We start from the raw sequence: 25,117 nt of genomic DNA, 5'->3' as shown, positions 1-25,117 counted from the left end.
CATACAAAGTACTAAAAAATTAATCAGGAATTTGGATTCATTGACGACTATTTGTAATGCAAAACGTTAAAACCCGACCAAATCCGTATAATATTTTTTAACTTTAAGAAAAATACTTTAACGATATGCTTACATGGAAGAATGTGATGGAATTTGCCGTAAAAGGAAATCCTAAACCAGAAAGGAGAGTTGAAAAGTCAGAAGCTGAATGGCGTGAATTGTTAACCCCGGAACAATATAGAGTGGCAAGACAAAAAGGAACCGAAGCTCCCGGAACAGGTGCGCATTGCAATGTTTTTGATGAAGGTCAATACAATTGTTTGTGTTGCAATACCCCATTGTTTGACTCCACTATAAAATTTAAATCCAGCTCAGGGTGGCCAAGTTTTACACAGCCTATTAAGGAGAATGCCATAAAATATGAAAGGGATACCTCATTCGGAATGGTCAGAGTAGAAGTGATGTGTAATGTTTGTGATGCCCATTTAGGACATGTGTTTCCTGATGGACCAGAACCAAGCGGATTGCGCTATTGTGTCAATTCTGAATCCATGGTTTTGGATACATCCAAGAAGGCAATTTAAATAATTGAAGGAAGAATATGTCAGATAAAAACTTACAGTTAATGACGGTTGGTGGTGGCTGTTTTTGGTGTATTGAAGCAATATTCAATGAAATAAACGGCGTTGAGAACGTGGTTTCCGGTTATATGGGTGGTACTGTTCCTGGAACGCCTACCTATAGAGAAGTGTGTTCTGGGTTGACAGGTCATGCTGAAGTAGTTCAGGTAAGTTTTGATCCGTCTATGATCAGTTATGAAGATTTATTGGTCATTTTTATGACCAGTCATGATCCTACCACTTTGAACGGACAGGCAGCAGATGTAGGAACCCAATACCGCTCTGTTATTTATTATCACAATGAAAAACAAAAGCAAACTGCCGGATTTGTGGCCAATGAAATCGCGCCGTATTATGATAAGCCTATCATGACGGAAATTAGTCCTGTAGAAAAATTTCATGAGGCAGAAGAAGTTCACCAAAATTATTATGCCAACAATCCAACAGCTGGCTATTGCAGTGCAGTCATAACTCCTAAGTTGGTTCGATTGCGGAAAATGTATGCCGATAAAATCGTCCAATCTCAACCTGCACCATATCCCGCTTTCGGAGGAAAGGTGGACATCCTGTAGGTTTAATTAAAAAGATCAGAAATATGGAAGTGAATCACGATAAAGAAAATCAGCAATATATAATGGAAGTTGATGGCGAAAACGCAACTGTGGACTATACGCTAAAAGACGGAAAAATGTATTTGGAGTACAGTGAAGTGCCATTCAATATTCGCGGACAGGGGATTGGTAAAATACTCGTTGAAAAAACTTTTGAGAAGTTGACCGAAGAAGGATATGAAGCCGTTGCTGTTTGTGGTTATATAAAATCGGTTGCCAGAGATAGTGAAAAATGGAATCCCATTATTGGTTAAATACTATTCCCACCAGTGGGCTTTAATGCTTCGAGGTTTTCGTCGATTAAAAATGACAGTTTCATATTCATGCCTCGTGAGCCTACTTTGAGGTTGTTGATTATGACAAAAATCCCACATTTCAATATGCAAATGGACGCGTATGTTTGATTCACTAGACATTCGTCACAAAAAGATCTTAAGATAAAATATAATTAATGAAACTCAATATTAAAGATAAATTCACCGCTCAACTACCGGCAGATTCTAATTTGGAAAACACGAGGCGTCAAGTCACTGAAGCGTGTTTTTCATACGTGACTCCTAAACCGACTTCGAAACCTCAATTGCTGCATGTGTCGCCTGACATGTTGACTAAATTGGGCCTTTCAGAAGCTGATGCAAAGTCTGAGGCCTTTTTAAAAGTCATGACGGGAAATAAGGTTTTGGAAAACACCACACCTTACGCCATGTGTTACGGTGGACATCAATTTGGGAATTGGGCAGGTCAGTTGGGAGACGGTCGTGCCATTAATTTATTTGAAGTAGAACATGAGGGTCAAAACTGGGTGGTGCAATTGAAGGGTGCTGGAGAAACACCCTATTCCCGCTCTGGCGATGGTTTGGCTGTATTGCGCTCATCAATCAGGGAATATCTATGCAGTGAAGCCATGCATTATTTAGGCGTACCTACAACCAGAGCTTTATCATTGGCTTTGACCGGCGATCAGGTGTTGCGTGACGTGTTGTACAACGGAAATCCAGCGTATGAAAAGGGAGCAATCGTAAGTAGGTTGTCACCAAGCTTTTTGCGATTTGGAAGTTATGAGATCTTCGCCGCTCGACAAGATCATAAGAATTTGAAAGTTTTACTTGACTTCACCATAAATCAGCATTTTTCACATTTGGGGGAACCGTCCAAAGATACCTATCTCCAATTTTTTGCTGAGGTTTCTGAGCGTACTTTAGATATGATTATCCACTGGCAACGGGTTGGTTTTGTGCATGGTGTTTTAAATACGGATAATATGTCCATACTTGGTTTGACTATTGACTACGGACCATATGGATGGCTTGAAGGCTTCGATTTTGGTTGGACGCCAAACACTACTGATCGTCAGAATAAACGTTACAGATATGGGAATCAGCCCAATATGGGACTGTGGAATTTATACCAGCTTGCCAATACACTTTTTCCGTTGATTGAGGATGCAAAAGCTATGGAAGCTATTTTGAAAAAATACACAACCGATTTTGAATCGCAGTCGTTAAAGATGATGCGATCCAAATTAGGGTTGCGAATTGAATCGGAATCAGATGCGTTATTGATGCAGGATTTAGAAGATTTATTACAAATAACGGAAACTGATATGACCATGTTCTTCCGAAACTTAAGTGATTTTAAAAGGGATAGAGCTTCTGAGGGACTCACAATTATAAACGAAGCATTTTATGTGCCCGAAGAACTATCTGATACCATCCGTCAACAATGGCATGCTTGGTTTAATCGGTATGGAGAAAGATTACAAACAGAAACCTTGTCCGATTCGCAAAGAAAAACCCAAATGAACGCCGTCAATCCAAAATACGTGCTTCGAAATTATATGGCGCAATTAGTGATTGACAAGGCAGAACAAGAGGATTATTCACTCATCGATGAATTATTTCAAATGTTGAAAAAGCCTTATGAAGAGCAGCCTGAATATCAGAAATGGTTTGCAAAGCGCCCAGAGTGGGCACGACACAAAGTAGGTTCTTCCATGTTGTCCTGTAGTTCTTAAGAACATTGTGAGCGTAACAAAATTAAATTAATTAACAATTCAATAGACAAATCATGAGTACAAATAAAAAAGCATATATAGCCGGCGGCTGTTTTTGGGGAATGGAAGACTTGTTTAGGGTCCGTCCTGGAGTCATAGATACCGAAGTTGGATACATTGGAGGCGACAACGAGCATCCAACTTATAGAAACCATCCTGGTCACGCTGAGGGTATTGAAATTACGTATGACCCAAGTGTGACCTCGTTCAAGCATATTCTGGATTATTTCTTTAGAATCCATAACCCTACAACCGTTGATCAGCAGGGCAATGACATTGGAGCGAGTTACCGCTCTGCCATATTTTTTCAGAATGATGAAGAAAAATCTGAGGCAGAAGATGTTATCAATATTGTAAATGCTTCCAATCGATGGGATGGCGAGGTGGTGACTACCTTAGAGCCGTATTCCAAATTTTGGCCAGCAGAACCGGAGCATCAAGATTATCTGTTGAGAAAACCAGACGGTTATACCTGTCATTACGAACGATTTGAGCAACCGTTTTTCTGATTTTGACGTTTGAGACTTCTCATGTTTCAAATAAGATTATTTTTTGAGAACATTGCGTCAAGTCTATGCGGCCAACGCGGTCCATTCAAAATTAAAATATAAAAAAAGTGAATATGAAAGCTATATGGAACAATACAATTATTGCAGAAAGTGATGCCACAGAGGCCATAGAAAACAACCATTATTTTCCGCATGAGAGCATCAAAAAAGAGTTTTTTAAGACAAGTAAAACCCATAGCACTTGTCCGTGGAAGGGCGAAGCTTCCTACTATACTATCGAGGTTGACGGCAAACAGAATAAAGATGCTGCTTGGTTTTACCCTGAAGTTTCAGAAAAAGCTAAGGCCATAGAAAATTACGTGGCCTTTTGGAAAGGTGTTGAAATCAAATCATAAAACTTAATGGTCATAAACAGATCTAAAATTGGTTTTGGTGGCGGGTGCCATTGGTGTACTGAAGCCATTTTTCAGTCGCTTGTTGGTGTTGAGAAAGTGGAACAGGGATTTGTGGCGTCTATCAACTCAAATAATAGCTTGTCAGAAGCCGTTATCGTTCATTTTAATCGCAAATGCATCACGCTTAAAACATTAATCGAAATACATTTGTTAACGCACAGCAGTCGTTCCAGTCATTCCATGCGTCAAAAATACCGTTCCGCAATTTATACTTTTGACACAAGTCAAGAAGAAGCTGTAAATTCTTTAATGGTAAAATTTCAAAATCATTTCAATGAAAAATTAATTACAAAGGTGTTACCGTTTAGGTATTTTGAAGCATCAAGAGAAAATTTCATAAATTACTATTTTAAAAATCCTAAAAAACCATTTTGTGAGACCTTTATCGATCCAAAATTGAAATTGCTATTACAACAATTCTCTCAATACGTAAACCCTGATAAAGTGGTGCATTTACAACAATAAATCAACTTATTATGAAAAGTACAAAGCTCAATATCCAGAATTCCAAAGGTCTTCAATTGCAAGCTTATTTGGAACTTCCTCCAAATCAAAAGCCTAATAACTATGCTATTTTTGCTCATTGTTTTACTTGTAGTAGCAGTTTAAAACCGGTTATAAATATCAGTAGGGCTTTAACCGCCCATGGTTTTGGTGTTGTGCGCTTTGATTTTACGGGCTTGGGCCAAAGTGAAGGTGAGTTTGCGGACAGTCACTTCTCTGCCAATGTGGAAGATCTTTTGGCAGTTAATGATTATTTAAAAGCGCATTATGAAGCACCGTCACTACTTGTTGGGCACTCACTTGGTGGGGCGGCAGTTATTGTTGCGGCCTCACAACTTGATAATGTCAAAGCTGTCGCCACTATTGGCGCGCCCTCAACCACAGTACATGTAAAACGACATTTTTCGCATCAATTTGATGAGATCGCAGAAAAAGGGGACGTCAAGGTCAATATCGGAGGAAGACCTTTTAAAATTAACCAAGAATTTGTGGATGATTTTGATAAAACTGACTTGCCTGCCATTACTAAACAACTTCGAAGACCCTTGCTGATTATGCACGCGCCGTTTGACAAGGTCGTGGGGATTGATAATGCACAAGAACTCTTTATAAATGCATTCCATCCTAAAAGTTTTGTCAGTTTGGATGATGCCGATCATTTATTATTGAAAGAAAAAGATAGTAATTATGTGGGTAATTTGATAGGCGCATGGGTTCAAGGTTATTTTGATACCAGTAACCATGCTATTTTAGATACGGAAGACGAGCAGTTGGTAGGGCATTTGAATCTTTTGGAAGACAAGTTTACAACCTACATGCAAACGGAAAAACACAGTTTTATAGCAGATGAACCAAAGTCTTTTGGAGGTGATGATTTTGGTCCTTCACCTTATGATTTTTTGAGCGCAGCATTAGCCTCATGTACAGCAATGACATTAAAACTCTACGCAGAACGCAAGGAATGGGGTCTTCAGGAAGTGTTTGTTTACATAACTTATTCTAAAAAACATAGTGAGGATTTAATGCGCGATTTAGAAAAACCGACACGTTTTGATCACCTTTTAAAGAAACTTAAATTCGTTGGTAACCTGGACGCTGCGCAACAAGAACGATTAAAAGAGATAGCCTCCAGATGTCCGGTTCATAGAACCTTATTGAGTGAAATTGTTATAGACACAGAAATAATTTCTTGATAAATAGCTTTAAATCAAGTGATATGTCCATGAAATAAATTAATTTAAATCTTTTAAAGGCAGAAGGCACTGCTGAAAATCATATAGACTCTTAATGAACACGATAAAAAAACTTTTTTTAATTCTTACCACCGTCTTATTTATTAATGCATGTGCCTCTTTTAAAGCGCAATATCTAGACCCGAACGACCAACAAAATGTATTTCCTGAAAAGGAGGTGGACAAAGTGTTTTATTTAGTTGGTGACGCGGGCTTATCGCCAATGAATGGGATGTCTCAAGGCTTGACTGCATTTCATAGCTATATTTCAGATAAAAAAACCAAAGACGATTATACCTTATTTTTGGGAGATAATATCTACCCTTCTGGGCTACCTCATATTGAACATAAGTACAGAGGCGCTGCTGAAAACATGCTGAATGCTCAAGTCAAATCAGTTGAAAATTTTGACGGACAAACAATTTTCATTCCGGGCAATCATGAATGGTATTCTGATGGGCTAACCGGACTCCGTTTACAAGAACAATACATTAAGGACGCGCTCGGCGAAAATAGTTTTTTTCCTGAAAATGGCTGTCCTCTTGAAAGTATTGATGTTAGTGAAACCATACAGTTGATAATCATCGACACCCAATGGTATCTTGTAAATTGGGACCAGCATCCCACGATAAACGAAGATTGTGTCATTAAAACACGAGAACGGTTGATGCTTGAATTGGAAGGTGAGATTAAAAAAGCCCAAGGAAAAACCATTGTCTTTGCGATGCATCACCCCATGTACACCAACAGTACACATGGCGGTCAATTTGCGTTGGAAAAGCATTTGTTTCCTATGCAAAACAGAATTCCGATGCCAGGCTTAGCGTCCTTGGTCACACAGATTAGATCTCAAGGTGGCGTTTCCATTCAGGATAGATACAACGAGCTATATAACAATTTGATGAATCGATTGGAGAATCTGGCGACAGAAAATGGCAATATCATTTTTGTATCCGGTCATGAACATACCTTGCAATACATTGACAACGGCAATATCAAACAAATTGTCTCTGGCTCCGGTTCAAAAACAGGTCAAGTTAACCTCAAGGCACACGGCGTATTTGCTTATGGCCTACAAGGGTTTGCAGTGTTTACCGTGTTTAAGGACGGAAGTTCATGGGTGCAATACTTTGGATCAGAAAATAATCAGCCACATCTGTTGTTTCAGAAGGAGGTCTATCCGCCCACAGAACATTATGACCTTTCCAAATTAGCGGATACTTTTCCGGAGGAGGTTGAAGTTTCTATTTATACAGATGAGGAAACAGATAAGTCATCGGTGTATAAAATGCTCTTGGGAGATCGTTATAGGAGTGTTTATAGCAAACCCATTAAGGTACCGGTAGCAACCTTAGACACACTTTATGGAGGTCTGGAAGTAGTGCGTGCAGGGGGTGGTCATCAAACAAAATCCTTGCGACTAAAGACAAAAGATGGAAGAGAGTTAAATATGAGAGCATTACGAAAAAGTGCGACCCAATATTTAGAGAAAGTACTTTTTAAAAACACTTATGTTGCTGATGATTTTGAGCGTACTGAAATTGAAACGCTCATTTTGGACTTCTATACGGCGGCGCATCCCTATGCGTTTATGGCCATTCCGGATTTGGCCCACGCGGCAGAAATTTACCATACCAATCCTAGCATATTTTATATTCCTAAGCATCAACATTTAGGTGAATTCAATAGCGAGTATGGTGGGCAATTATATATGATTGAAGAGCGCCCTGAAGAAAATTATACAGATGAACGTAATTTTGGGTATGCTGATGATATTGAAAGTACTTACGATATTATTGAAAAAGTAAGGGAAGATGAGAAATATAAGATAGATGAAAATGCCTATATCCGAGCACGCTTATTTGATATGCTGATTGGCGATTGGGATCGACATCAGGACCAGTGGCGTTGGGCGCAATTTAACCAAGAAAATGGTGATAAATTGTATAAGCCTATTCCACGAGATAGAGATCAGGTGTTTTCAAACTTTGACGGAACCTTATTGGATATTGTAAGAGCTATCTCTGGATCCTCACGACAACTTCAGGTGTACGATGAAGAATTGGCGGATATCAAATGGATGAACAGTGCCGGCGTAAAATTAGACCGCGTGCTAATTCAAGAATCTGATAGAGATGTTTGGATAAAACAAGCTAAGTTTTTAATGGATAATGTGACCGATGAAGTGATTGAGGAAGCCTTTACCAAAGTGCCCGTAGAAGTCCAAGATAGTATTATTGAAGATATTAAGGTGAAGTTGAAAGGACGTCGGGGCAATATGGAAGATATTGCCAATAGGTATTATGATTACTTAAATGAATTGGTGGTATTGACCGGTACCGATAAAGACGATTATTTTGAAATTACTCGTATGGATAAAGGTTTGACTCGGGTGAAAATTTCAAGACTTAAAGATGGTGGAATAAGCGAGCCCTTTGTAGATAAAATTTTCGATAGGAACGTCACCAAGGAGCTTTGGATTTACGGTCTAAATGATCATGATCAATTTGAGGTCAATGGAAAAGGCAATAATTTAATCTTTACCCGAATCATAGGTGGACAGGGCAATGACATCTACAATATCAAAGAAGGAAGGCGCATTAAGGTCTATGACCATAGATCAAAGGATAATACGGTACTTGCAAGAAATGGAGCGCAAATTAAGTTTACGGATGTTTATAATTTAAATCTATTTAATTTTCAAAAGAATAGAACCACTGGTACTGCGCTAACGCCCAACTTGAGTTACAACCCTGATGATGGCCTTTTATTGGGAGGTTCAGTAGTTTATAGTGTCAATGGATTTCAGCGGAATCCATTTTCTCAACAACATGCATTTAATGTCAAATATGCTTTCGCAACCGGTGGTTTTAAGTTGAATTATGAAGGTGAGTTTGCGAATTTCTTTTATGACTGGAATTTAAACGTAGGCGGAACCATCACAAACAACGCTTATACCACTAATTTCTTTGGCTTCGGGAACGAATCCGCTTATGATGCCGATGGGTTTGATTTCAATCGCGTCAAAAAAAGCATTTATAGCGGACATGTGGGAATTTTGAAACGATCGGCCTTTGGTAGTGATTACGGATTTAGAGCGCTTTTTGAAGGTATTGAAGTTAAGGATGCTCCTGACCGCTATATTGAAACTTATCAACCGTCAAGTAATGAAGCATTTTATGACAGACATTATTTTGGTGGTCTGGAGGGGGAGTACGACTATTTTGCGGCGGATAACCGTATCAATCCAAGCAAAGGGATGACTTTTAAATTGCATATAGGTGCCAAAACCAATCTTCAAGATGTGGATGAGGTTTATGGATTTATCAATTCCAATATTGGATTTTATAATTCCCTGACTAAAGACAATACTCTGGTCCTTAAAACGGATGTACGCACTCAGTTTCGTTTTGGAAATGACTTTTTGTTTTATCAGGCGGCAAATATTGGTGGAGAATCCGGTCTGAGAGGGTATAGAGCAGAACGTTTTACAGGACGGAATTCAATGGTAGCAAGTGCTGATTTACGTTATAGTTTTCCTTCTTTTAAGACCCGTTTATTACCCTTGCAAGTTACGGTTTTTGGTGGAGGAGATGTCGGGCGTGTATGGTGGAAAGGCGATTATTCCAAAAAATGGCATAATGATTATGGTGGGGGTTTAAGAATTACCGCTGCCCAATCGCTTTCTGGAACAATTAACCTCTTTACCGGTGAAGACGGAACCAGGTTTTCATTTGGTTTAGGTTTGAATTTTTAATAAAAACATCCTGTCATAAATTTAGACAAACATTAGCATAATCTATGAAAAAACATTTTTATAATCTTCTCGAATATATTATCAAATTGGAGAGCAATATTGCGTTTTATCCTTCCTTGATCAGTTTGGCTGGATTGTTATTTGCTTTTTTCATGTATTATCTTGAAAGCTGGGGTGTGTCTAAATATTTAGTAGAGAACGCCCCGCTTTTGGTCATCAATAATATTGATACCGCAAGAGATCTTTTGACCACGTTTATTGGAGGATTGATTTCCATTATGGTGTTTAGCTTCTCTTTAGTGATGATTTTGCTGAATCAGGCTTCCAGTAATTTTTCGCCTCGTTTACTTCCGGGATTGATTTCAAACCGGAGACATCAAGTCATTTTAGGGATTTATAATTCGACACTACTCTATTGTATTTTCATTTTGGTATCGATAACACCACACGGCGACAAATATCAGCTTCCTGGGTTTTCGGTATTGTTGGCCATTGTATTTATGACCGTTTGTTTGGCTGCATTTATATATTTTATCCATTCCATATCGCAACAAATACAGGTAGGAACAATTATGGATAAAATTTTTGATAAGGCTTCCGAACGATTGAGTGCTTTGATTGACAATGAGAAATCAACAGAAATTGAGTTTCCGGATACATCAGATTGGAAGCCTGTAGATTGTAGAAAATCAGGTTATTTCCAAGATGTGAGTTTAAACGCTTTGGCAGAATTTGCACAGGAAAAAAACGTTAAAATTGAAATCGTGCAAATCAAAGGTACTTATATCCTGAAAGGGTTGCCGCTTCTTAAGTATTCTGGAGAGGCATTGGATGACGATGCAAAAGATGAGGTTTTGGATTGTTTTCACTTTTCAAAAAACGAACTTATAGAAGAGAACTATGTTTTGGCATTTAAACAAATTACCGAAATAGCCGTAAAAGCCATGTCGCCAGGTATCAATGATCCGGGTACGGCCATTAACGCCATTGACTATATGACTGAATTGTTTACGTTACGGATGAAGAAAAGAGACAGTAGTTATTTGTTTGACGATGACGACGATGCGTTTTTGAGCATAAAAACCGTGAAATTTGAAGATCTGCTGTACAGCGTTATGGCAGCATTGCGTACGTACTGTAAGCATGATGTTATTGTTGTCCAAAAATTATTTATGATGCTGGAGTTTCTGTTGCTGCATGCCGAAACTTGTGATCCAAATTATAAAGAGAAAATCATTGAGGAAATTAGAAACTTACACCAAGATGCTATTGCAAATCAAAAAAACGACCACGATTTATCCCTAATCGAACATCGAATGGCAAAGCTGAAATCTTCAAACACATCGGATTTCACGATTTAATAGACGTCTTAGTTTTCATTTTAAGTTCATTTAGATACCTTTGAAAAGCTAAAAATACATGATATGAACAATGTTCAAGATTTAATTGAACTTCTTGATTTAAAGGAAATCAATCAGACTCAATTTGAAGGCCTTAGCAAATCCGTCGGTAGCCCTAACGTTTTTGGAGGCCAAGTACTGGCTCAAGCCATTAATGCGGCCTCAAGAACAATTACTAACAAACGTGTGCTTCATTCCATGCACTCCTATTTTTTGGAGGCTGGGAATTTGGAGTTGCCAATAGTTTATAACGTTAGTATCGTTCGGGATGGTGGTAGTTTTTCGGTAAGACGGGTAACTGCGGAACAAAACGGCTTGACCATTTTTATTCTTTCTGCTTCTTTCCAAATAATTGAAGAGGGCTATAATCATCAAATAGAAATTAATAAATCAATCAAACAACCAGAAGAGTTAATGAGTTGGACGGAGATTTTAGATAAATTTGGTGAGGTTATTCCTAAAAAGACGAAAGGCTTTTTGGAAGCAGAACGACCGGTAGAGTTTAAGCCTGTAGATCTTGTCAATCCGTTTAATAAAGAAGATTTACCATCATTTACCAATGTATGGTTTAAACTTAAAGGTAATGTTTCAAACTTGGATTTAGCCACAAAACAGCAGATTCTCACCTATGCATCAGATTATAATATTTTGGCTGCTGTAATGAACCGTCACGCCAGTAAGGCGCATTGGGGAAATACGCAAACCGCAAGTTTGGACCATTCAATGTGGTACTTCAGGGATTTTGACTTTGATGATTGGTTGTTGTATGCCATTGAATCGCCCAACGCTTCTGGAGCCAGAGGATTTGCGCAAGGGAAGATTTTTACCAGAGATGGAAAACTTATTGCTTCAGTGGCTCAGGAAGGATTGTTGCGACCGAAATAAGCTTTAAAATTCAAAATTTCAAATCCCAAATTCCAAAAAGAAAATCGGGAGACATAAGCCTGCCCGTCCGCAGTTTTTGTAGAGGCAGGAAACAAGCTTGCGCGTTCGTAACTTCATTAAAGGAGAGAAACAACAGGAACCAGAAACAACAGGAACCAGAAACAACAGAAACCAGAAACATCTATAATTCGTGAATCAACCTTTAAAAATCGGCCATCGCGGCGCCATGGGTCATGTTGCCGAAAACACCTTAGAGTCCATTGAAAAAGCATTGGATTTGGGTGTTGATGGTATCGAAATTGACGTGCATTTATGTCAAACCGGCGAGTTGGTCGTTTATCACGATTTTACATTGGAACGGTTGACGGACGGAACTGGCGAAATTGCGATGAAATCTCTTGATGAGCTCAAGTCGTTAAAAATCAATGGGCAATTTGAAATACCCACCTTATTGGAGGTCTTAGATCTTATTGATAAAAAATGTATGCTGAATATTGAGCTTAAGGGACTTGGGACGGCATTTGAAGCCTGTAAGAGTATTCAACTATACACGGAAGCAAAAGGTTGGACGTTTGATGATTTTGTGGTGTCCAGCTTTAATTACGATGAATTGAAAACCGTATACAATATCAATAAGGATATCCATTTAGCCGTTTTAACGGAGTCAGATATTGAGTTGGCTACCAACATTGCACAATCCATTAAAGCTAAGGCCATTCATCCGCATTATTTTTTATTGGATCATAATGAGGTGAAGTATCTACAAAACTCGGGGTATAAAGTCAATACTTGGACGGTTAATGCACCTGAAGCTATTGCACGCCTAACATCTTATGGTGTAGATGGTATAATTTCAGATTATCCTGATCGGTTATGAATGTAAAAGATATCATCATTATTGGAGGCGGCGCCGCAGGATTTTTTGCAGCAATTAATATTGCAGAACGCCATCCGCATTTAACAGTAGCAATTCTTGAGCGTGGCAAAGAAGGGCTTCAGAAGGTCAAGGTGTCTGGTGGCGGACGTTGCAATGTGACCCATGCCGAATTTGTGCCAACAGAATTGGTCTCCAATTATCCGCGAGGTGAAAAAGAATTGCTTGGGCCTTTCCATCAATTCATGACCGGAGATACGATAGACTGGTTTGAAAAACGGGGCGTAAAACTGAAAATTGAAGATGATGGACGCATGTTCCCTATCACGGATTCTTCCCAAACCATCATCGATTGTTTCTTAAATGAAGCGAAAAACCATAAGGTTGAGGTGTTCTATAATGAGAGTGTCAAAAAAATCGAACTGTCATCTCCAGATGGGACCAGAGATTTTGATCATAATTTTAATGTAGAAACCCTGTCGGGAGTATTCTATTGCAAAAAACTCGTTATCGCAACCGGAAGCAATCCAAAAATATGGAAACTATTGGAAGACTTGGGGCATAGGATATCGCCAGCTGTTCCATCACTTTTTACGTTTAATATCAAAGATGAGCGTATAAAAGATATTCCTGGTGTGGTGGCACAGCATGTACAGGTCAAGGTTGTGGGATCCAATTTGTATTCAGAAGGGCCATTGCTCATTACCCATGTGGGCATGAGTGCTCCGGCCATCTTAAAACTTTCAGCATACGGAGCTATTGAACTTGCTGAACGAAACTATAAATTTGACATTGAAATTAACTTTATCCAACAGTCATTTGAAGCGTGTCTGGAACATCTAAAAGCTATAAAACAGAATATTGCCAAGAAAACAGTATTCAAACTGACGCAATTTGATTTGCCAAAACGCCTTTGGCACAAATTGGTTCAAGCCTCAGGTATAGATCAGGAAACACGTTGGGCCGATTTAAACAAGCAGCAGTTGGAGAATTTAGCGTCGCAATTGACGCAAGCTGTTTTTAAAGTAGATGGAAAAAGCACGTTTAAAGAGGAGTTTGTAACCGCTGGAGGTGTGGATTTAAAAGAAATCAACTTCAAGAATTTTGAGAGTAAGCTTCACAAAAATCTATACTTTGCCGGGGAGGTCATTAATGTAGATGCGGTAACGGGTGGTTTTAATTTCCAAAACGCTTGGACCGGTGCATATCTTATTGCTAAAAATATTTAATTCAGACGTTTGAGGCGTTTAGTTTTGGGCTTGTAAGGTCTGACAGTATTTTAAAACAATGGACTGGAACTCTTCAAAATCATAAGGTTTGGTTATCACGTGATTCATGCCGCAAGCCATGGCTTTGCTTTTAGTTTCGTCAGAATTTAAAGCGGTCAATGCCAATATTGGTATGTCCGGATTAAACAATCTGATATGTTTTGTAGCTTCATAGCCGTCCATATCTGGCATGTTAATATCCATCAATACCAAGTCAAAATCCTTGTCCTTAACCAAGCAAATAGCTTCTCTTCCGTGGGTGGCGGTTTCAGAAAAACAACCAGGAATTTTTTCTACATTCTTTTTGGTCACCATTAAATTAATAGTATTGTCATCTACAATGAGAATCTTGGATGGAACATCGGTAAAAGATTCAATTTCCTCTTGCTCCTGGATGGATGCTGCTGCAATCTCAAAGTCTATATCAAAGTAAAAAGTACTTCCCTCATTGACTTTGGATAAAAATTTAATTTCAGCATCATAACTTTTGAGCAAGGTTTTAACAATGTAAAGCCCCAAGCCTGATCCAGTGCTGTTTTTTTCTAAGAATGTTTTATTTTCAAACGCATTAAATATGAGGTCGCGGTGTTTGTTTTTAATGCCAATACCTGAATCCTTAATCTCAAAAAGTAAATTTACGTGGGTGTCGGTTCTTCTTTGCTCGGTAATGTTTATGGCCACAAATCCTTTGGAGGTGTACCTAATGGCATTATAGGTAAGATTAATCAGGATTTGGCTCAGCACAACGTTGTCAACTAACAAACTCTCACCCCAATTTGTTTTTTCAATATTGGTATATAGTTTTAAACCCTTTTGATCTGCCGAAATCTTTATGGAACTTGATACCCTTTTTATCAACTCTAAAATATTTGTAGGTTTCAAATGCAGGCTCTTTTTTTCAAACTTTACGGTTGATATCTGTAAAACGTTATCAATGAGCACAGAAATATAATGGCTGGAGGAGAGTAGCGCGTTGAGATATGTTTTTGATTTTTTCGGGTTTTTTTCTTGATCTATTAAAGTGGCAAGGCCATTGATTCCGTAAATTGGTGTTCTTAACTCATGACTTAAGATGGAGAAAAATTCAAGCCGTTCCTTATCAATAATCTTTAACTTTCTATTGGACTCCTTGAGTCGTAAATTTATGGTCTTAATGCGTTTTCTATTGTTGTAATAGTAATAAAAGAAGGTTGCCAATACGGTAAGTAATAGACTCAGAATGATGGTAGACATTAAAAAAGCATTTGATGTGACTCTATGGTGTTCTCTTTTAACGTTGGCCAGTTGTAATTGCTTTTCGGTGGAGATGATTTTATAGATCAAGTTGCCATTATCTGAAAGTCTTTCCTGAAATTTTTTAATAGCAATGTATTTTAGGGAGTCTGATATCAGTAAGTATTTGGTAGCTGAATCTAACTGCTTTTCGCGTTCGTTATAGTATCTAAATTTGTAATAATTCAATGTAGCCGTTTGGCTGAGTGCGGCAAGATGATCATTGCCTTTAACTTGAAACTCCTCAGGGTTGAGTTTAAATAAAAGCTCATAACCTTTGTCATATTGCTTCAGATTAATCAAAGCTAAAGATTGATAGTAACGAAAAACTTCAACTAAATTTATTTTCTCTTTCTTGTTTTTCTCAGTCGAAAATTCAAATTTATCTAATTGTTGTAAACCAATTTCCGAATAGCGTAATGCAAGATCATATTGTTTGACGAAATAGTTTCTTCGGACTTTCGATTCTAAGTTATAAAAGTGGTTAATACTGTTAAGTTGTTTTGAATGCCTTAAAGCTATAGGGATAAGGCTGTCAAATTTCTCATATTTTTTTCCATCAACGTAGGTGTGCGCCAACACAGTAAGGATGTCATCAATTTCTTGTGGTTTCTTGAGAGAGTCATAAATACGATACGCTTTCGTATAGTGTAAAGCTGCCGTTTCATGACTTTCAATGCTCGAATAAACATCACCTAAGGTTCGAAGTGTATTGGCAAGCGATAATGGTAAGTGATTACTTTTGGCATGCGCAATTTCTTCATTTAATAACAGTGTTTTTTGGTAAATACTGTCGGTGGCATTTATAGAATGCTTTAACCGTTCAGTTACAGAATTTTGATTAATAGTCGATTGAGAATAGCCGAAATCTGAAATATGGACAGTCGCTATTAATATCAAAAATGATTTTAATAAATTCATGATCTGGGGGATATGTATTTATGCTAAAAAAATTTATGCAATGGTATCGACAAAACTACGTATTTTATCGACAACAGGTGTTATTGTGGTTGGAAAATGTTGATTTTTTTATGTTAATTCTGTTTTTAATTACATTACATTATGCTGTTTAAACAGTAGATGTATGGCTTCTATAGGTCATATAAAGACACAATTATAACTGTGATATCCTATAAAAATTGCAATTGACATATTTTTAAACCAATTCACGAGATAACAGGAATAACAAGAAACTGCCAAATCGACGTAAAATTGATAGCAATGTCATCTACTGATGGAAAAGAACCTTTAGATTTCCTATTTTTGCAGCATTACCTTTTCAATTTCGAACAGGTATACGTATTGAATTTTACTGCTATATGTTCAATAATCCTATATCACAACAAAAATAACAAATGACCGAACGCCATTTTATACCACCTATTTATAACGCCACTATTGAGAAAGGAAGCGTTACTTGGGAATCGCCCAGTAATATAGCTTTGGTGAAGTATTGGGGGAAGAAAAAGGATCAGATTCCTGAAAATCCTTCTATCAGTTTCACCTTAGACCACTGTAAAACGATTACGACACTGGAGTTTTCTAAAAAGACTGATCTTGATGATTTTGATTTTGAAGTGTATTTGGATGGAGAAAAGAAGGACGAATTCAAACCTAAAATTCAAACGTTTTTTGAAAGGATAGAAGTGTATCTGCCATTCTTAAAGCAATATCAGTTTACAATAAAAACAGAAAACACGTTTCCTCACAGTTCAGGGATTGCATCCTCAGCCAGTGGTATGAGCGCATTGGCCTTATGTTTAATGAGTGTTGAAAAGCAATTGATTAACTCTGATGTGATTGCAGGTGCAATTGAAGAGGATTTTAATAGTACCTATTTTAATCAAAAGGCATCTTTTTTGGCGCGACTGGGATCAGGAAGTGCATGCAGAAGTATTGAGGGTGATATGATAGTTTGGGGTGAAACCAAGTCTGTTAAAGGCAGTACGGATTTATTTGGAATAAAATATCCCTATAAGATCCATGACAATTTTAAAGAGTACCAGGATACAATCTTATTGGTTGATAAAGGAGAAAAGCAAGTAAGCAGCACCATTGGGCACAACTTAATGCACAACCATCCTTATGCAAAGAATAGATTTGAGCAGGCCCATCAGAACCTGGAATCTCTTAAACAAATTTTGGAATCGGGAGATTTAACAGCATTTAATGCTTTGGTTGAAAGTGAGGCCTTGACCTTGCATGCCATGATGATGACCAGTATGCCTTATTTCATTTTGATGAAGCCCAATACTTTAGAGATTATCAATAAAATATGGGAGTTCAGACAACATACAGGTTTAAACATAAGTTTTACATTAGATGCGGGAGCTAATGTGCATGTGCTTTATCCAAAAAAGGAAAGTCAGGAAATCTTGCAATTTATTAAGAGTGAATTGGTTGCCTATTGCCAAAACGGACATTATATTTGCGACCAAATTGGTTTTGGGGCAAACCAAATACAATATTAATACGTATATTTGTTGAGTATTTCGCATAAACCGTATGCTGCGAACTGAAAACTATAAGATGAAAGGACCTCTATTTTACTCTAAAATCCTACTTTTTGGCGAGTATGGCATCATTAAAGATTCCAAAGGCTTATCCATTCCGTACAATTTTTATAATGGTGCATTAAAGACTGATGGGCTTGACTCTGAAAATGCCATAAAATCCAACAAAAACTTAAAAAGATTTGTCGAATATCTTAAAGGCATCAGTCCTGAATTGGTGACTTTTGATTTGGAAACTTTAGAAAAGGATGTTGAATCAGGTATGTATTTTGAATCTTCAATTCCACAGGGCTACGGCGTTGGGAGTAGTGGCGCATTGGTAGCTGCTATTTATGACAAATATGCACACGATAAGATTACGGTTTTAGAGAATTTGACACGGGAAAAACTAATGGTTCTTAAGTCCATTTTTTCTGAAATGGAATCGTTTTTCCACGGGAAATCTTCAGGATTGGATCCGTTGAACAGCTATTTGAGTATCCCTATTTTAATCAATTCAAAAGATCATATTGAGGCTACCGGAATACCTTCGCAAAAAAGTGATGGGAAAGGTGCTGTATTTTTATTGGATAGCGGCATGATTGGAGAAACAGCGCCAATGGTCAGTATTTTTATGGAAAACATGAAGCAGGAAGGGTTCCGAAAAATGTTGAAAAATCAATTTATAAAGCATACGGATGCCTGTGTGGACGACTTTTTAAAAGGTGATTTTAAATCGTTGTTTCTCAATACCAAAAAACTTTCAAAAGTGGCTCTGAACCATTTCAAACCAATGATCCCACAGCAGTTTCATGAACTTTGGAAAAAGGGTCTCGATACCAACGATTATTACTTGAAATTGTGTGGCTCAGGTGGGGGTGGTTATATTTTGGGATTTACTGAAGACATTGAAAAAGCGAAACAATCGCTTAATGATTACAAATTAGAAGTGGTTTATAATTTTTAAGTTGATGTTCTTCCGAGGCTTCTGGAGTTACACTTACCAAACTGTTTTAACTCTGTTGTTATGCTGACCAGAAAACAAAAACACCTGCTGCTCAAGTTTTTTAGCATGTTTTCTGTTATAAGGGGCTATAACATTCTTATTATTGTCATTGCGCAGTATTTAACCTCCATTTATATCTTGGCGCATGATTTGCCGTTGCGCGAAGTCGTATTTGATCTGAATTTATTTGTGTTGGTGCTCTCATCGGCTTTTACGATTGCCGGGGGCTATATTATCAATAATTTTTACGATTCGGAAAAGGATCTGATCAACCGTCCCACCAAATCCATGCTGGATAGATTGGTAAGTCAGAACACAAAATTGTCCTTTTACTTTGTTTTAAATTTTCTATCGGTAGTTATGGCCAGTTATGTGTCATTCAATGCTGTTATTTTCTTTTCATTATATATTTTCGGAATTTGGCTGTATTCACATAAGCTAAAGAGGTTGCCCTTTATTGGTAATCTGGTTTCTGCTATTTTAACCATTACGCCCTTTTTCGTTATCTTCATTTACTACAGAAACTTTGAAACTGTTATATTTTTCCATGCCATGTTCTTGTTCTTGATCATCTCTATGCGCGAACTGACCAAGGACTTAGAGAATATAAAAGGCGACTTGGCTCAAAGTTATCATACCATACCAGTAGTGTATGGAGAGCAAGTATCAAAAGCTATGTTGACCTCTCTGGCACTTTTCACATTAATACCTAACCTCTTGCTCATCGTTTATTTTGATATTGGCCACATGAATTATTTCTTTTATTTTAGTACGTTCTTGCTCCTTGCATTCATTGTATTGTTATGGAAGTCCAAAACAAAATTGCATTATCTCATCCTTCACAACATTTTAAAATTCATCATAGTTGCAGGTGTTTTTAGTATTGTATTGATCAATGTGGATGTAGTGCTGAATAGGATTTGACAAAATCGTAAATTGAAAGCTCTTAAATCGGTATATAATAAAGTATCTTTGCGTAAAATTTCAAGTCATGAGTAGACATCAAGGGAGTAGTGGAAAAGGAAAATCATCAGGAAGAGGCCAAAATAAATCCAATGGACCATCTTCAGGAAGAGGGCGTGATAATTCAAAAGGTAAGAGTTTTTCGCGGGGCAATGCGCCAATGAGAAAAGTTTCCAAAGACATTTCAAAATCGGCCCCGGAAAAAAAATCACCAACAAAAAAGTCGAAAACAGACGAGATAAGATTAAATAAATACATTGCGAATTCGGGTATTTGTTCGCGGCGTGATGCCGATTTGCATATCGCTACGGGAAGTGTGACGGTTAATGGTAAAATTATTACCGAAATGGGTTATAAGGTCAAGTTAGATGACGATGTACGTTTTGATGGATCGCGCATCAACCCTGAGAAAAAAGCATATGTTTTACTGAACAAACCTAAGGGTTTTGCAACGACTACAAGTGAAGGCAAGGGCAGAACCGTCATGGATTTGGTTGCTAATGCAACAACCTCCCGCATAAAACCTATTGGACGTTTGGGAAGAAACTCCTTAGGGCTGATCTTATTTACAAACGATGATGCATTGGTAGAAAAATTCACCAATTCCAAAAACGGCGTCCCGCGATTGTTCCAAATAGAATTGGATAAGAATCTAAAGTTTGAAGATCTTAAGAAAATCCAAGATGGATTGCAGATTGAGGGTAAATTGGTGACTGTTGAAGACATTAGTTTTGTGACCGGTCAATCGAAAAACCAAATTGGCTTGAAAATTAAAAACACTGGTAGTAGCGTTATACGCTCTATTTTTGCCCATTTGAATTATGAAATTATAAAAGTAGACTGTGTTGCGATTGCCGGTTTGACCAAGAAAGATATTCCTCGTGGCCATTGGAAACATCTTACAGAGCAAGAAGTAAATACCTTAAAGATGTTGTCTTAGTAAAGGTTAAGTTCAAGCTTTTTAACTTCATTTTTTTGATATATCCATCAGAGATCTCATTTGTTTTAGGTGGGTATATGTAATTGATATTTAAGACGTTAGATGTCTAAGCTTGGGTTTGACCAATGTTTAATTGCTTTAAGATGACTATTTTTAGTGTATTGGACTTAGTGCCAGATCGATCACAGTCGACATCCTATTGATCCTCAACATTGGAATGACCGTGCGACAGCGCCGTGTTACAGTTGAGTTTAAAGTCAGGTATCCCCATTGCACTTAGTATTTCATCGCGATGACTGGAGAGCGCCTTATACAGGTTAGCACTGATAATTAGATGAGGCCAAATGTCAAGGTGAGCGCTTCCAACTATTCGGAACGGACCCCTTTAACCTCTCCGATTGCAATTATCTTATCCAACTCTTCGATTGTTCAAGGCGATTTATAGAGCCAATAAAGTAAAGCGTAATGCTGCTCAGTCAATCAGCAGTAGAACTCTAGCTCTATGTACACAGCACGTGTTCGGCTTATAACACCTCAAAATTTTGGAAACACACTGAAATATCATCTACAACGACTATAATTTTAACTCATGTAGCTTGTTTTATAAAAATTTTATAGTTCTTTTGCACTTTATTTAGCTGAACCCTTGAAACGTGTTTCTATGTTTGGGCTTTTGAAATTCAAGAAGTCATTTTCAAAAGCAACTTATCAGATAAGTCACCAAATTTTAAAGCTTACTTCTAAATTATCTAAATGGAAACACCGACGGAACGTGTCTTTTCCTTCGCATCAGCAAATCCAAGTTTGATACAGTCATTATTTATTGGGAAATTAGCACTCTAATTGAATTTTTTTTTAGATTTTTAAACCTTAATAATTTATAATGAATACAAAATATATTGATCTCATCAATCAAACCTTTTATTTTCCACAAGATGAATTTAAGTTGGAAGACAAAACCCTTCAATTTCACGATATTGATTTGATGCAATTGGTGGAGGATTACGGTACACCTTTAAAGTTTACCTACTTGCCGCAAATTTCAAATAATATTGGTCGTGCCAAGGATTGGTTCGCAAAGGCCATCAAGAAACATAAATACAAAGGAAAGTACCATTATTGCTACTGTACTAAAAGCTCACACTTTAAACATGTGTTGAATGAAGCTTTAAAAAACGATATTCATATTGAAACCTCGTCTGCTTTTGATATTGATATTGTAGAAAAACTTAAGGAAGAAGGTAAAATCAACAACAAAACTTATGTGATCAGTAATGGGTTCAAACGTGCGCAATACGTGACTAATATTGCACGATTGATAAATAACGGCCATAAGAATTGCATCCCGATTATTGATAATTATGAAGAAATTGATTTACTGTCTCAGGAAATCAACGGTAAGTTTAATATCGGTATCCGAATAGCTTCCGAAGAGGAACCGAAATTTGAGTTTTATACCTCTCGATTGGGCATTGGCTACAAAAATATTTTACCATTTTATAGAAACCAAATCAAGGACAATAAGAAGGTGAAACTAAAAATGTTGCACTTTTTTATCAATACCGGCATTCGTGACAACGCTTATTATTGGAATGAATTTTCTAAATGCTTGAAAGTATATGCCAATTTAAAACGTATTTGTCCGTCTTTGGACAGTTTGAATATTGGTGGCGGCTTTCCAATTAAAAACTCATTGGCCTTTGATTTTGACTATGAATATATGGTGGACGAAATCATCAATCAGATCCAAGAGTTCTGTGAGCAAGAAGAAGTAGAAGTCCCGAATATATTTACTGAATTTGGAAGTTTTACGGTAGGGGAGAGCGGTGGTGCCATTTATGAGGTGCTTTACCAAAAACAACAAAATGATAGGGAGAAATGGAACATGATCAATTCATCGTTTATTACAACGCTTCCAGATACCTGGGCCATCAATAAACGTTTTATAATGTTGCCAATAAACCGTTGGTACGATACTTATGAGCGCGTGCTTTTGGGAGGATTGACCTGTGATAGCGATGATTATTACAACAGTGAGCAGCACATGAATGCTATTTACCTTCCTAAATACAATAAAGAAAAACCATTGTATCTTGGGTTTTTTAACACAGGTGCTTATCAGGAAACTATTGGTGGATTTGGCGGATTGCAGCATTGTTTAATACCTTCACCCAAACATATTCTGATTGATAAAGATGAAAATGGTAAATTAGCTACCAGAGTCTTTGCTGAGCAACAGAAAAGTGAGAACCTACTTGAAATTCTGGGTTATAATGAAACAAATGAGCACTAACCGTTTAAACAACGTAAAATAAAATAAGACCAATTGCCTTTTACCTTAAAACATTAATAATTATTACAAAATGAACAGTAATATAACGTATGCCGGAATACCAGAGGAATATTCCAAATTAGAAACCGCTAAAATCGTACTGATACCTGTACCTTATGATGGTACAAGTACTTGGCAGAAAGGTGCAGATCAGGGCCCTAAAGCTTTTTTGGACGCTTCTGAAAATATGGAGCTTTATGATATTGAAACAGAAACTGAGGTTTACAAACAAGGTGTTTATCTTGCTGATGCTGTGACGGAGGCTTCATCTCCTGAGAAAATGGTAGAGGCTGTGCATCAAACTGTAAAAAAGTATATTAAACGCAATAAGTTTGTCACCGCTTTTGGTGGAGAGCACTCTATTTCTATAGGTACCATTCGTGCTTTTAATGAATGTTTTGATAATTTGACGGTACTTCAAATTGATGCACATGCCGATTTACGTAAAGAATACCAAGGCAGTAAATGTAATCATGCCTGCGCCGTTTATGAAGCAAGCCAAACTACCAACTTGATTCAGATAGGTATCAGAAGTATGGATGCTATAGAGACCACGGTCATGGACAAAGAAAAAACCTATTTTGCCCACGAGATGGTCAATGATGAGTTTTGGATGGACAGTGCCATTGACCAAATGACGGATAATGTGTTTATTACTATTGATTTAGATGCTTTTGATCCTTCCATCATGCCGTCAACCGGAACACCTGAACCAGGCGGTTTACTTTGGTATGAAACCTTAGATTTTTTGAGAAAAGTATTTGAGGATAAAAATGTGGTCGGGTTTGACATTGTTGAGCTTTGTCCGGATCCTAAAGAAAAATCATCCGATTTCTTGGCTGCCAAATTGTATTATAAAATGTTAACTTATAAATTCTTGGACGATAATGTAGATGACGGTTACGAAAGTAACTTTAATGAAACGGGTTCAAACACTAATAAATTTTCTAAATTCGATAATGATGACGACAACTAATAAAGGAGAAATTTCTAAATTCATTGAAAAGTACTATCTTCATTTTAATGCTGCTGCATTAGTAGATGCTGCCAAAGGCTACGAGGCTCAATTGGCCCAAGGCTCAAAGATGTTAGTGTCTTTGGCCGGAGCAATGAGTACGGCTGAGATAGGTAAGATATTTGCGGAAATGATCCGTGAAGATAAAGTGCATATTATTTCAAGTACAGGTGCCAATCTTGAAGAGGACATCATGAATTTGGTAGCGCATTCACATTACAAACGCGTGCCAAATTATCGTGATTTGACCCCTCAAGATGAATGGGACTTGATGGAAAAAGGCTTGAATAGAGTTACCGATACGTGTATTCCGGAAGAAGAGGCTTTCCGACGTTTGCAGAAACATATTTTCAAAATCTGGAAGGACGCCGAAGATAAGGGCGAACGTTTTTTCCCACATGAATTTATGTACAAAATGTTGTTGAGCGGTGTGCTTGAAGAATACTACGAAATTGATATAAAAAATTCTTGGATGTTTGCTGCAGCAGAGAAAAATTTACCTATAATTGTACCAGGTTGGGAAGACAGTACCATGGGTAATATTTTCGCCAGCTATGTTCTTAAAGGAGAATTAAAAGCAAGTACCATGAAATCGGGAATAGAATATATGACATTCTTAGCAGATTGGTACACTGATAATTCTGAAAACGGTATTGGATTCTTCCAAATTGGTGGTGGCATTGCGGGAGATTTCCCAATATGTGTGGTACCAATGTTGTATCAGGACATGGAACGACCAGATACACCATTCTGGAGTTATTTCTGTCAGATCAGTGATTCTACTACAAGCTATGGATCATATTCAGGAGCCGTTCCTAATGAAAAAATAACCTGGGGGAAATTAAATGTTGATACCCCGAAATTTATAATAGAAAGTGATGCCACTATTGTTGCACCACTTATATTTGCCTATATATTAGACATGTAAT

Annotated in this window: 21 protein-coding genes; 20 read left to right on the top strand and 1 reads right to left on the bottom strand. The window is 37.5% G+C overall.

Annotated elements, in window-relative coordinates; all coding sequences use genetic code 11:
- The first annotated feature begins 125 nt into the window (after positions 1 to 125).
- The 13 genes from msrB to H3Z82_RS12380 all read left to right on the top strand — a co-directional run bounded on the left by msrB (position 126) and on the right by H3Z82_RS12380 (position 14,129).
- Positions 126 to 584 carry a peptide-methionine (R)-S-oxide reductase MsrB gene (gene msrB, locus H3Z82_RS12440; RefSeq protein WP_182205835.1) on the top strand — a complete coding sequence of 153 codons (459 nt, stop codon included), beginning with the start codon at positions 126 to 128 and terminating at the stop codon, positions 582 to 584.
- A gap of 17 nt (positions 585 to 601) precedes the next feature.
- Positions 602 to 1,192, top strand: a complete 591-nt coding sequence (gene msrA, locus H3Z82_RS12435) for a peptide-methionine (S)-S-oxide reductase MsrA (protein WP_182205834.1) — start codon at positions 602 to 604, stop codon at positions 1,190 to 1,192.
- 23 nt (positions 1,193 to 1,215) lie between these two features.
- Positions 1,216 to 1,485 carry a GNAT family N-acetyltransferase gene (locus tag H3Z82_RS12430; RefSeq protein WP_182205833.1) on the top strand — a complete coding sequence of 90 codons (270 nt, stop codon included), beginning with the start codon at positions 1,216 to 1,218 and terminating at the stop codon, positions 1,483 to 1,485.
- A 197-nt stretch (positions 1,486 to 1,682) separates the two neighbouring features.
- Positions 1,683 to 3,245, top strand: coding sequence for a protein adenylyltransferase SelO (locus H3Z82_RS12425; RefSeq protein WP_182205832.1), 1,563 nt, complete (start codon positions 1,683 to 1,685; stop codon positions 3,243 to 3,245).
- 53 nt (positions 3,246 to 3,298) lie between these two features.
- Entirely contained in the window at positions 3,299 to 3,793 is a 495-nt protein-coding gene (msrA, locus tag H3Z82_RS12420; RefSeq protein WP_182205831.1) for a peptide-methionine (S)-S-oxide reductase MsrA, read from the top strand.
- A gap of 113 nt (positions 3,794 to 3,906) precedes the next feature.
- Entirely contained in the window at positions 3,907 to 4,188 is a 282-nt protein-coding gene (locus tag H3Z82_RS12415) for a DUF427 domain-containing protein (protein WP_182205830.1), read from the top strand.
- A 6-nt stretch (positions 4,189 to 4,194) separates the two neighbouring features.
- Positions 4,195 to 4,713, top strand: a complete 519-nt coding sequence (locus H3Z82_RS12410; protein ID WP_182205829.1) for a peptide-methionine (S)-S-oxide reductase — start codon at positions 4,195 to 4,197, stop codon at positions 4,711 to 4,713.
- 11 nt (positions 4,714 to 4,724) lie between these two features.
- On the top strand, positions 4,725 to 5,945 hold the full coding sequence (locus H3Z82_RS12405; protein ID WP_182205828.1) for a bifunctional alpha/beta hydrolase/OsmC family protein: 1,221 nt from the start codon (positions 4,725 to 4,727) through the stop codon (positions 5,943 to 5,945).
- Positions 5,946 to 6,039: 94 nt separating this feature from the next.
- Positions 6,040 to 9,741: a metallophosphoesterase gene (locus H3Z82_RS12400; RefSeq protein ID WP_182205827.1), complete on the top strand. Its 3,702-nt coding sequence runs from the start codon at positions 6,040 to 6,042 to the stop codon at positions 9,739 to 9,741.
- A 44-nt stretch (positions 9,742 to 9,785) separates the two neighbouring features.
- The gene (locus tag H3Z82_RS12395) at positions 9,786 to 11,102 is read left to right on the top strand and encodes a DUF2254 domain-containing protein (protein ID WP_182205826.1); all 1,317 of its coding nucleotides are present in this window, start codon (positions 9,786 to 9,788) and stop codon (positions 11,100 to 11,102) included.
- A gap of 63 nt (positions 11,103 to 11,165) precedes the next feature.
- Positions 11,166 to 12,026: an acyl-CoA thioesterase gene (locus H3Z82_RS12390; RefSeq protein ID WP_182205825.1), complete on the top strand. Its 861-nt coding sequence runs from the start codon at positions 11,166 to 11,168 to the stop codon at positions 12,024 to 12,026.
- Between the two features lie 190 nt (positions 12,027 to 12,216).
- The gene (locus H3Z82_RS12385) at positions 12,217 to 12,903 is read left to right on the top strand and encodes a glycerophosphodiester phosphodiesterase (protein WP_182205824.1); all 687 of its coding nucleotides are present in this window, start codon (positions 12,217 to 12,219) and stop codon (positions 12,901 to 12,903) included.
- A complete protein-coding gene (locus H3Z82_RS12380) occupies positions 12,900 to 14,129 on the top strand; it encodes a BaiN/RdsA family NAD(P)/FAD-dependent oxidoreductase (protein WP_182205823.1) in 1,230 nt (409 codons plus the stop codon). Before H3Z82_RS12385 ends, H3Z82_RS12380 begins: the two co-directional genes overlap by 4 nt.
- A gap of 18 nt (positions 14,130 to 14,147) precedes the next feature.
- Here the strand turns inward: H3Z82_RS12380 and H3Z82_RS12375 are convergent, their stop codons facing one another.
- Complete coding sequence (locus H3Z82_RS12375) at positions 14,148 to 16,361, bottom strand: response regulator (protein ID WP_182205822.1); 2,214 nt, start codon at positions 16,359 to 16,361, stop codon at positions 14,148 to 14,150.
- A 434-nt stretch (positions 16,362 to 16,795) separates the two neighbouring features.
- Here H3Z82_RS12375 and H3Z82_RS12370 point away from each other — a divergent pair, with 434 nt between their 5' ends.
- From H3Z82_RS12370 to H3Z82_RS12340, 7 genes are all read left to right on the top strand, one after another.
- Positions 16,796 to 17,911 (top strand): diphosphomevalonate/mevalonate 3,5-bisphosphate decarboxylase family protein, encoded by a 1,116-nt coding sequence (locus H3Z82_RS12370; protein ID WP_182205821.1) that lies wholly within the window; start codon positions 16,796 to 16,798, stop codon positions 17,909 to 17,911.
- Positions 17,912 to 17,969: 58 nt separating this feature from the next.
- Complete coding sequence (locus tag H3Z82_RS12365; protein ID WP_182205820.1) at positions 17,970 to 18,899, top strand: mevalonate kinase family protein; 930 nt, start codon at positions 17,970 to 17,972, stop codon at positions 18,897 to 18,899.
- A 60-nt stretch (positions 18,900 to 18,959) separates the two neighbouring features.
- Positions 18,960 to 19,862, top strand: coding sequence for a geranylgeranylglycerol-phosphate geranylgeranyltransferase (locus H3Z82_RS12360; RefSeq protein ID WP_182205819.1), 903 nt, complete (start codon positions 18,960 to 18,962; stop codon positions 19,860 to 19,862).
- 67 nt (positions 19,863 to 19,929) lie between these two features.
- Positions 19,930 to 20,841 (top strand): pseudouridine synthase, encoded by a 912-nt coding sequence (locus H3Z82_RS12355; protein ID WP_182205818.1) that lies wholly within the window; start codon positions 19,930 to 19,932, stop codon positions 20,839 to 20,841.
- 883 nt (positions 20,842 to 21,724) lie between these two features.
- A complete protein-coding gene (locus tag H3Z82_RS12350) occupies positions 21,725 to 23,134 on the top strand; it encodes a type III PLP-dependent enzyme domain-containing protein (protein ID WP_182205817.1) in 1,410 nt (469 codons plus the stop codon).
- Between the two features lie 70 nt (positions 23,135 to 23,204).
- Positions 23,205 to 24,149 carry an agmatinase gene (speB, locus tag H3Z82_RS12345; RefSeq protein ID WP_182205816.1) on the top strand — a complete coding sequence of 315 codons (945 nt, stop codon included), beginning with the start codon at positions 23,205 to 23,207 and terminating at the stop codon, positions 24,147 to 24,149.
- On the top strand, positions 24,136 to 25,116 hold the full coding sequence (locus tag H3Z82_RS12340) for a deoxyhypusine synthase family protein (RefSeq protein WP_182205860.1): 981 nt from the start codon (positions 24,136 to 24,138) through the stop codon (positions 25,114 to 25,116). The genes speB and H3Z82_RS12340 overlap by 14 nt, the downstream gene beginning before the upstream one ends.
- Position 25,117 lies beyond the last annotated feature (1 nt).

The organism is Gelidibacter maritimus (assembly GCF_014062315.1).
Taxonomy (GTDB): domain Bacteria; phylum Bacteroidota; class Bacteroidia; order Flavobacteriales; family Flavobacteriaceae; genus Gelidibacter; species Gelidibacter maritimus.
Note: the sequence above shows the minus strand (reverse complement) of the source record. Positions and strands in the feature narration are given on the sequence as shown.

Excerpts from the sequence above, each read along its gene's own strand:
- msrB (WP_182205835.1), top strand. The coding sequence starts at position 126 with ATGCTTACATGGAAGAATGTGATGGAATTTGCCGTAAAAGGAAATCCT.
- msrA (WP_182205834.1), top strand. The coding sequence starts at position 602 with ATGTCAGATAAAAACTTACAGTTAATGACGGTTGGTGGTGGCTGTTTT.
- H3Z82_RS12430 (WP_182205833.1), top strand. The coding sequence starts at position 1,216 with ATGGAAGTGAATCACGATAAAGAAAATCAGCAATATATAATGGAAGTT.
- H3Z82_RS12425 (WP_182205832.1), top strand. The coding sequence starts at position 1,683 with ATGAAACTCAATATTAAAGATAAATTCACCGCTCAACTACCGGCAGAT.
- msrA (WP_182205831.1), top strand. The coding sequence starts at position 3,299 with ATGAGTACAAATAAAAAAGCATATATAGCCGGCGGCTGTTTTTGGGGA.
- H3Z82_RS12415 (WP_182205830.1), top strand. The coding sequence starts at position 3,907 with ATGAAAGCTATATGGAACAATACAATTATTGCAGAAAGTGATGCCACA.
- H3Z82_RS12410 (WP_182205829.1), top strand. The coding sequence starts at position 4,195 with ATGGTCATAAACAGATCTAAAATTGGTTTTGGTGGCGGGTGCCATTGG.
- H3Z82_RS12405 (WP_182205828.1), top strand. The coding sequence starts at position 4,725 with ATGAAAAGTACAAAGCTCAATATCCAGAATTCCAAAGGTCTTCAATTG.
- H3Z82_RS12400 (WP_182205827.1), top strand. The coding sequence starts at position 6,040 with ATGAACACGATAAAAAAACTTTTTTTAATTCTTACCACCGTCTTATTT.
- H3Z82_RS12395 (WP_182205826.1), top strand. The coding sequence starts at position 9,786 with ATGAAAAAACATTTTTATAATCTTCTCGAATATATTATCAAATTGGAG.
- H3Z82_RS12390 (WP_182205825.1), top strand. The coding sequence starts at position 11,166 with ATGAACAATGTTCAAGATTTAATTGAACTTCTTGATTTAAAGGAAATC.
- H3Z82_RS12380 (WP_182205823.1), top strand. The coding sequence starts at position 12,900 with ATGAATGTAAAAGATATCATCATTATTGGAGGCGGCGCCGCAGGATTT.
- H3Z82_RS12375 (WP_182205822.1), bottom strand. The coding sequence starts at position 16,361 with ATGAATTTATTAAAATCATTTTTGATATTAATAGCGACTGTCCATATT.
- H3Z82_RS12370 (WP_182205821.1), top strand. The coding sequence starts at position 16,796 with ATGACCGAACGCCATTTTATACCACCTATTTATAACGCCACTATTGAG.
- H3Z82_RS12365 (WP_182205820.1), top strand. The coding sequence starts at position 17,970 with ATGAAAGGACCTCTATTTTACTCTAAAATCCTACTTTTTGGCGAGTAT.
- H3Z82_RS12360 (WP_182205819.1), top strand. The coding sequence starts at position 18,960 with ATGCTGACCAGAAAACAAAAACACCTGCTGCTCAAGTTTTTTAGCATG.
- H3Z82_RS12355 (WP_182205818.1), top strand. The coding sequence starts at position 19,930 with ATGAGTAGACATCAAGGGAGTAGTGGAAAAGGAAAATCATCAGGAAGA.
- H3Z82_RS12350 (WP_182205817.1), top strand. The coding sequence starts at position 21,725 with ATGAATACAAAATATATTGATCTCATCAATCAAACCTTTTATTTTCCA.
- speB (WP_182205816.1), top strand. The coding sequence starts at position 23,205 with ATGAACAGTAATATAACGTATGCCGGAATACCAGAGGAATATTCCAAA.
- H3Z82_RS12340 (WP_182205860.1), top strand. The coding sequence starts at position 24,136 with ATGACGACAACTAATAAAGGAGAAATTTCTAAATTCATTGAAAAGTAC.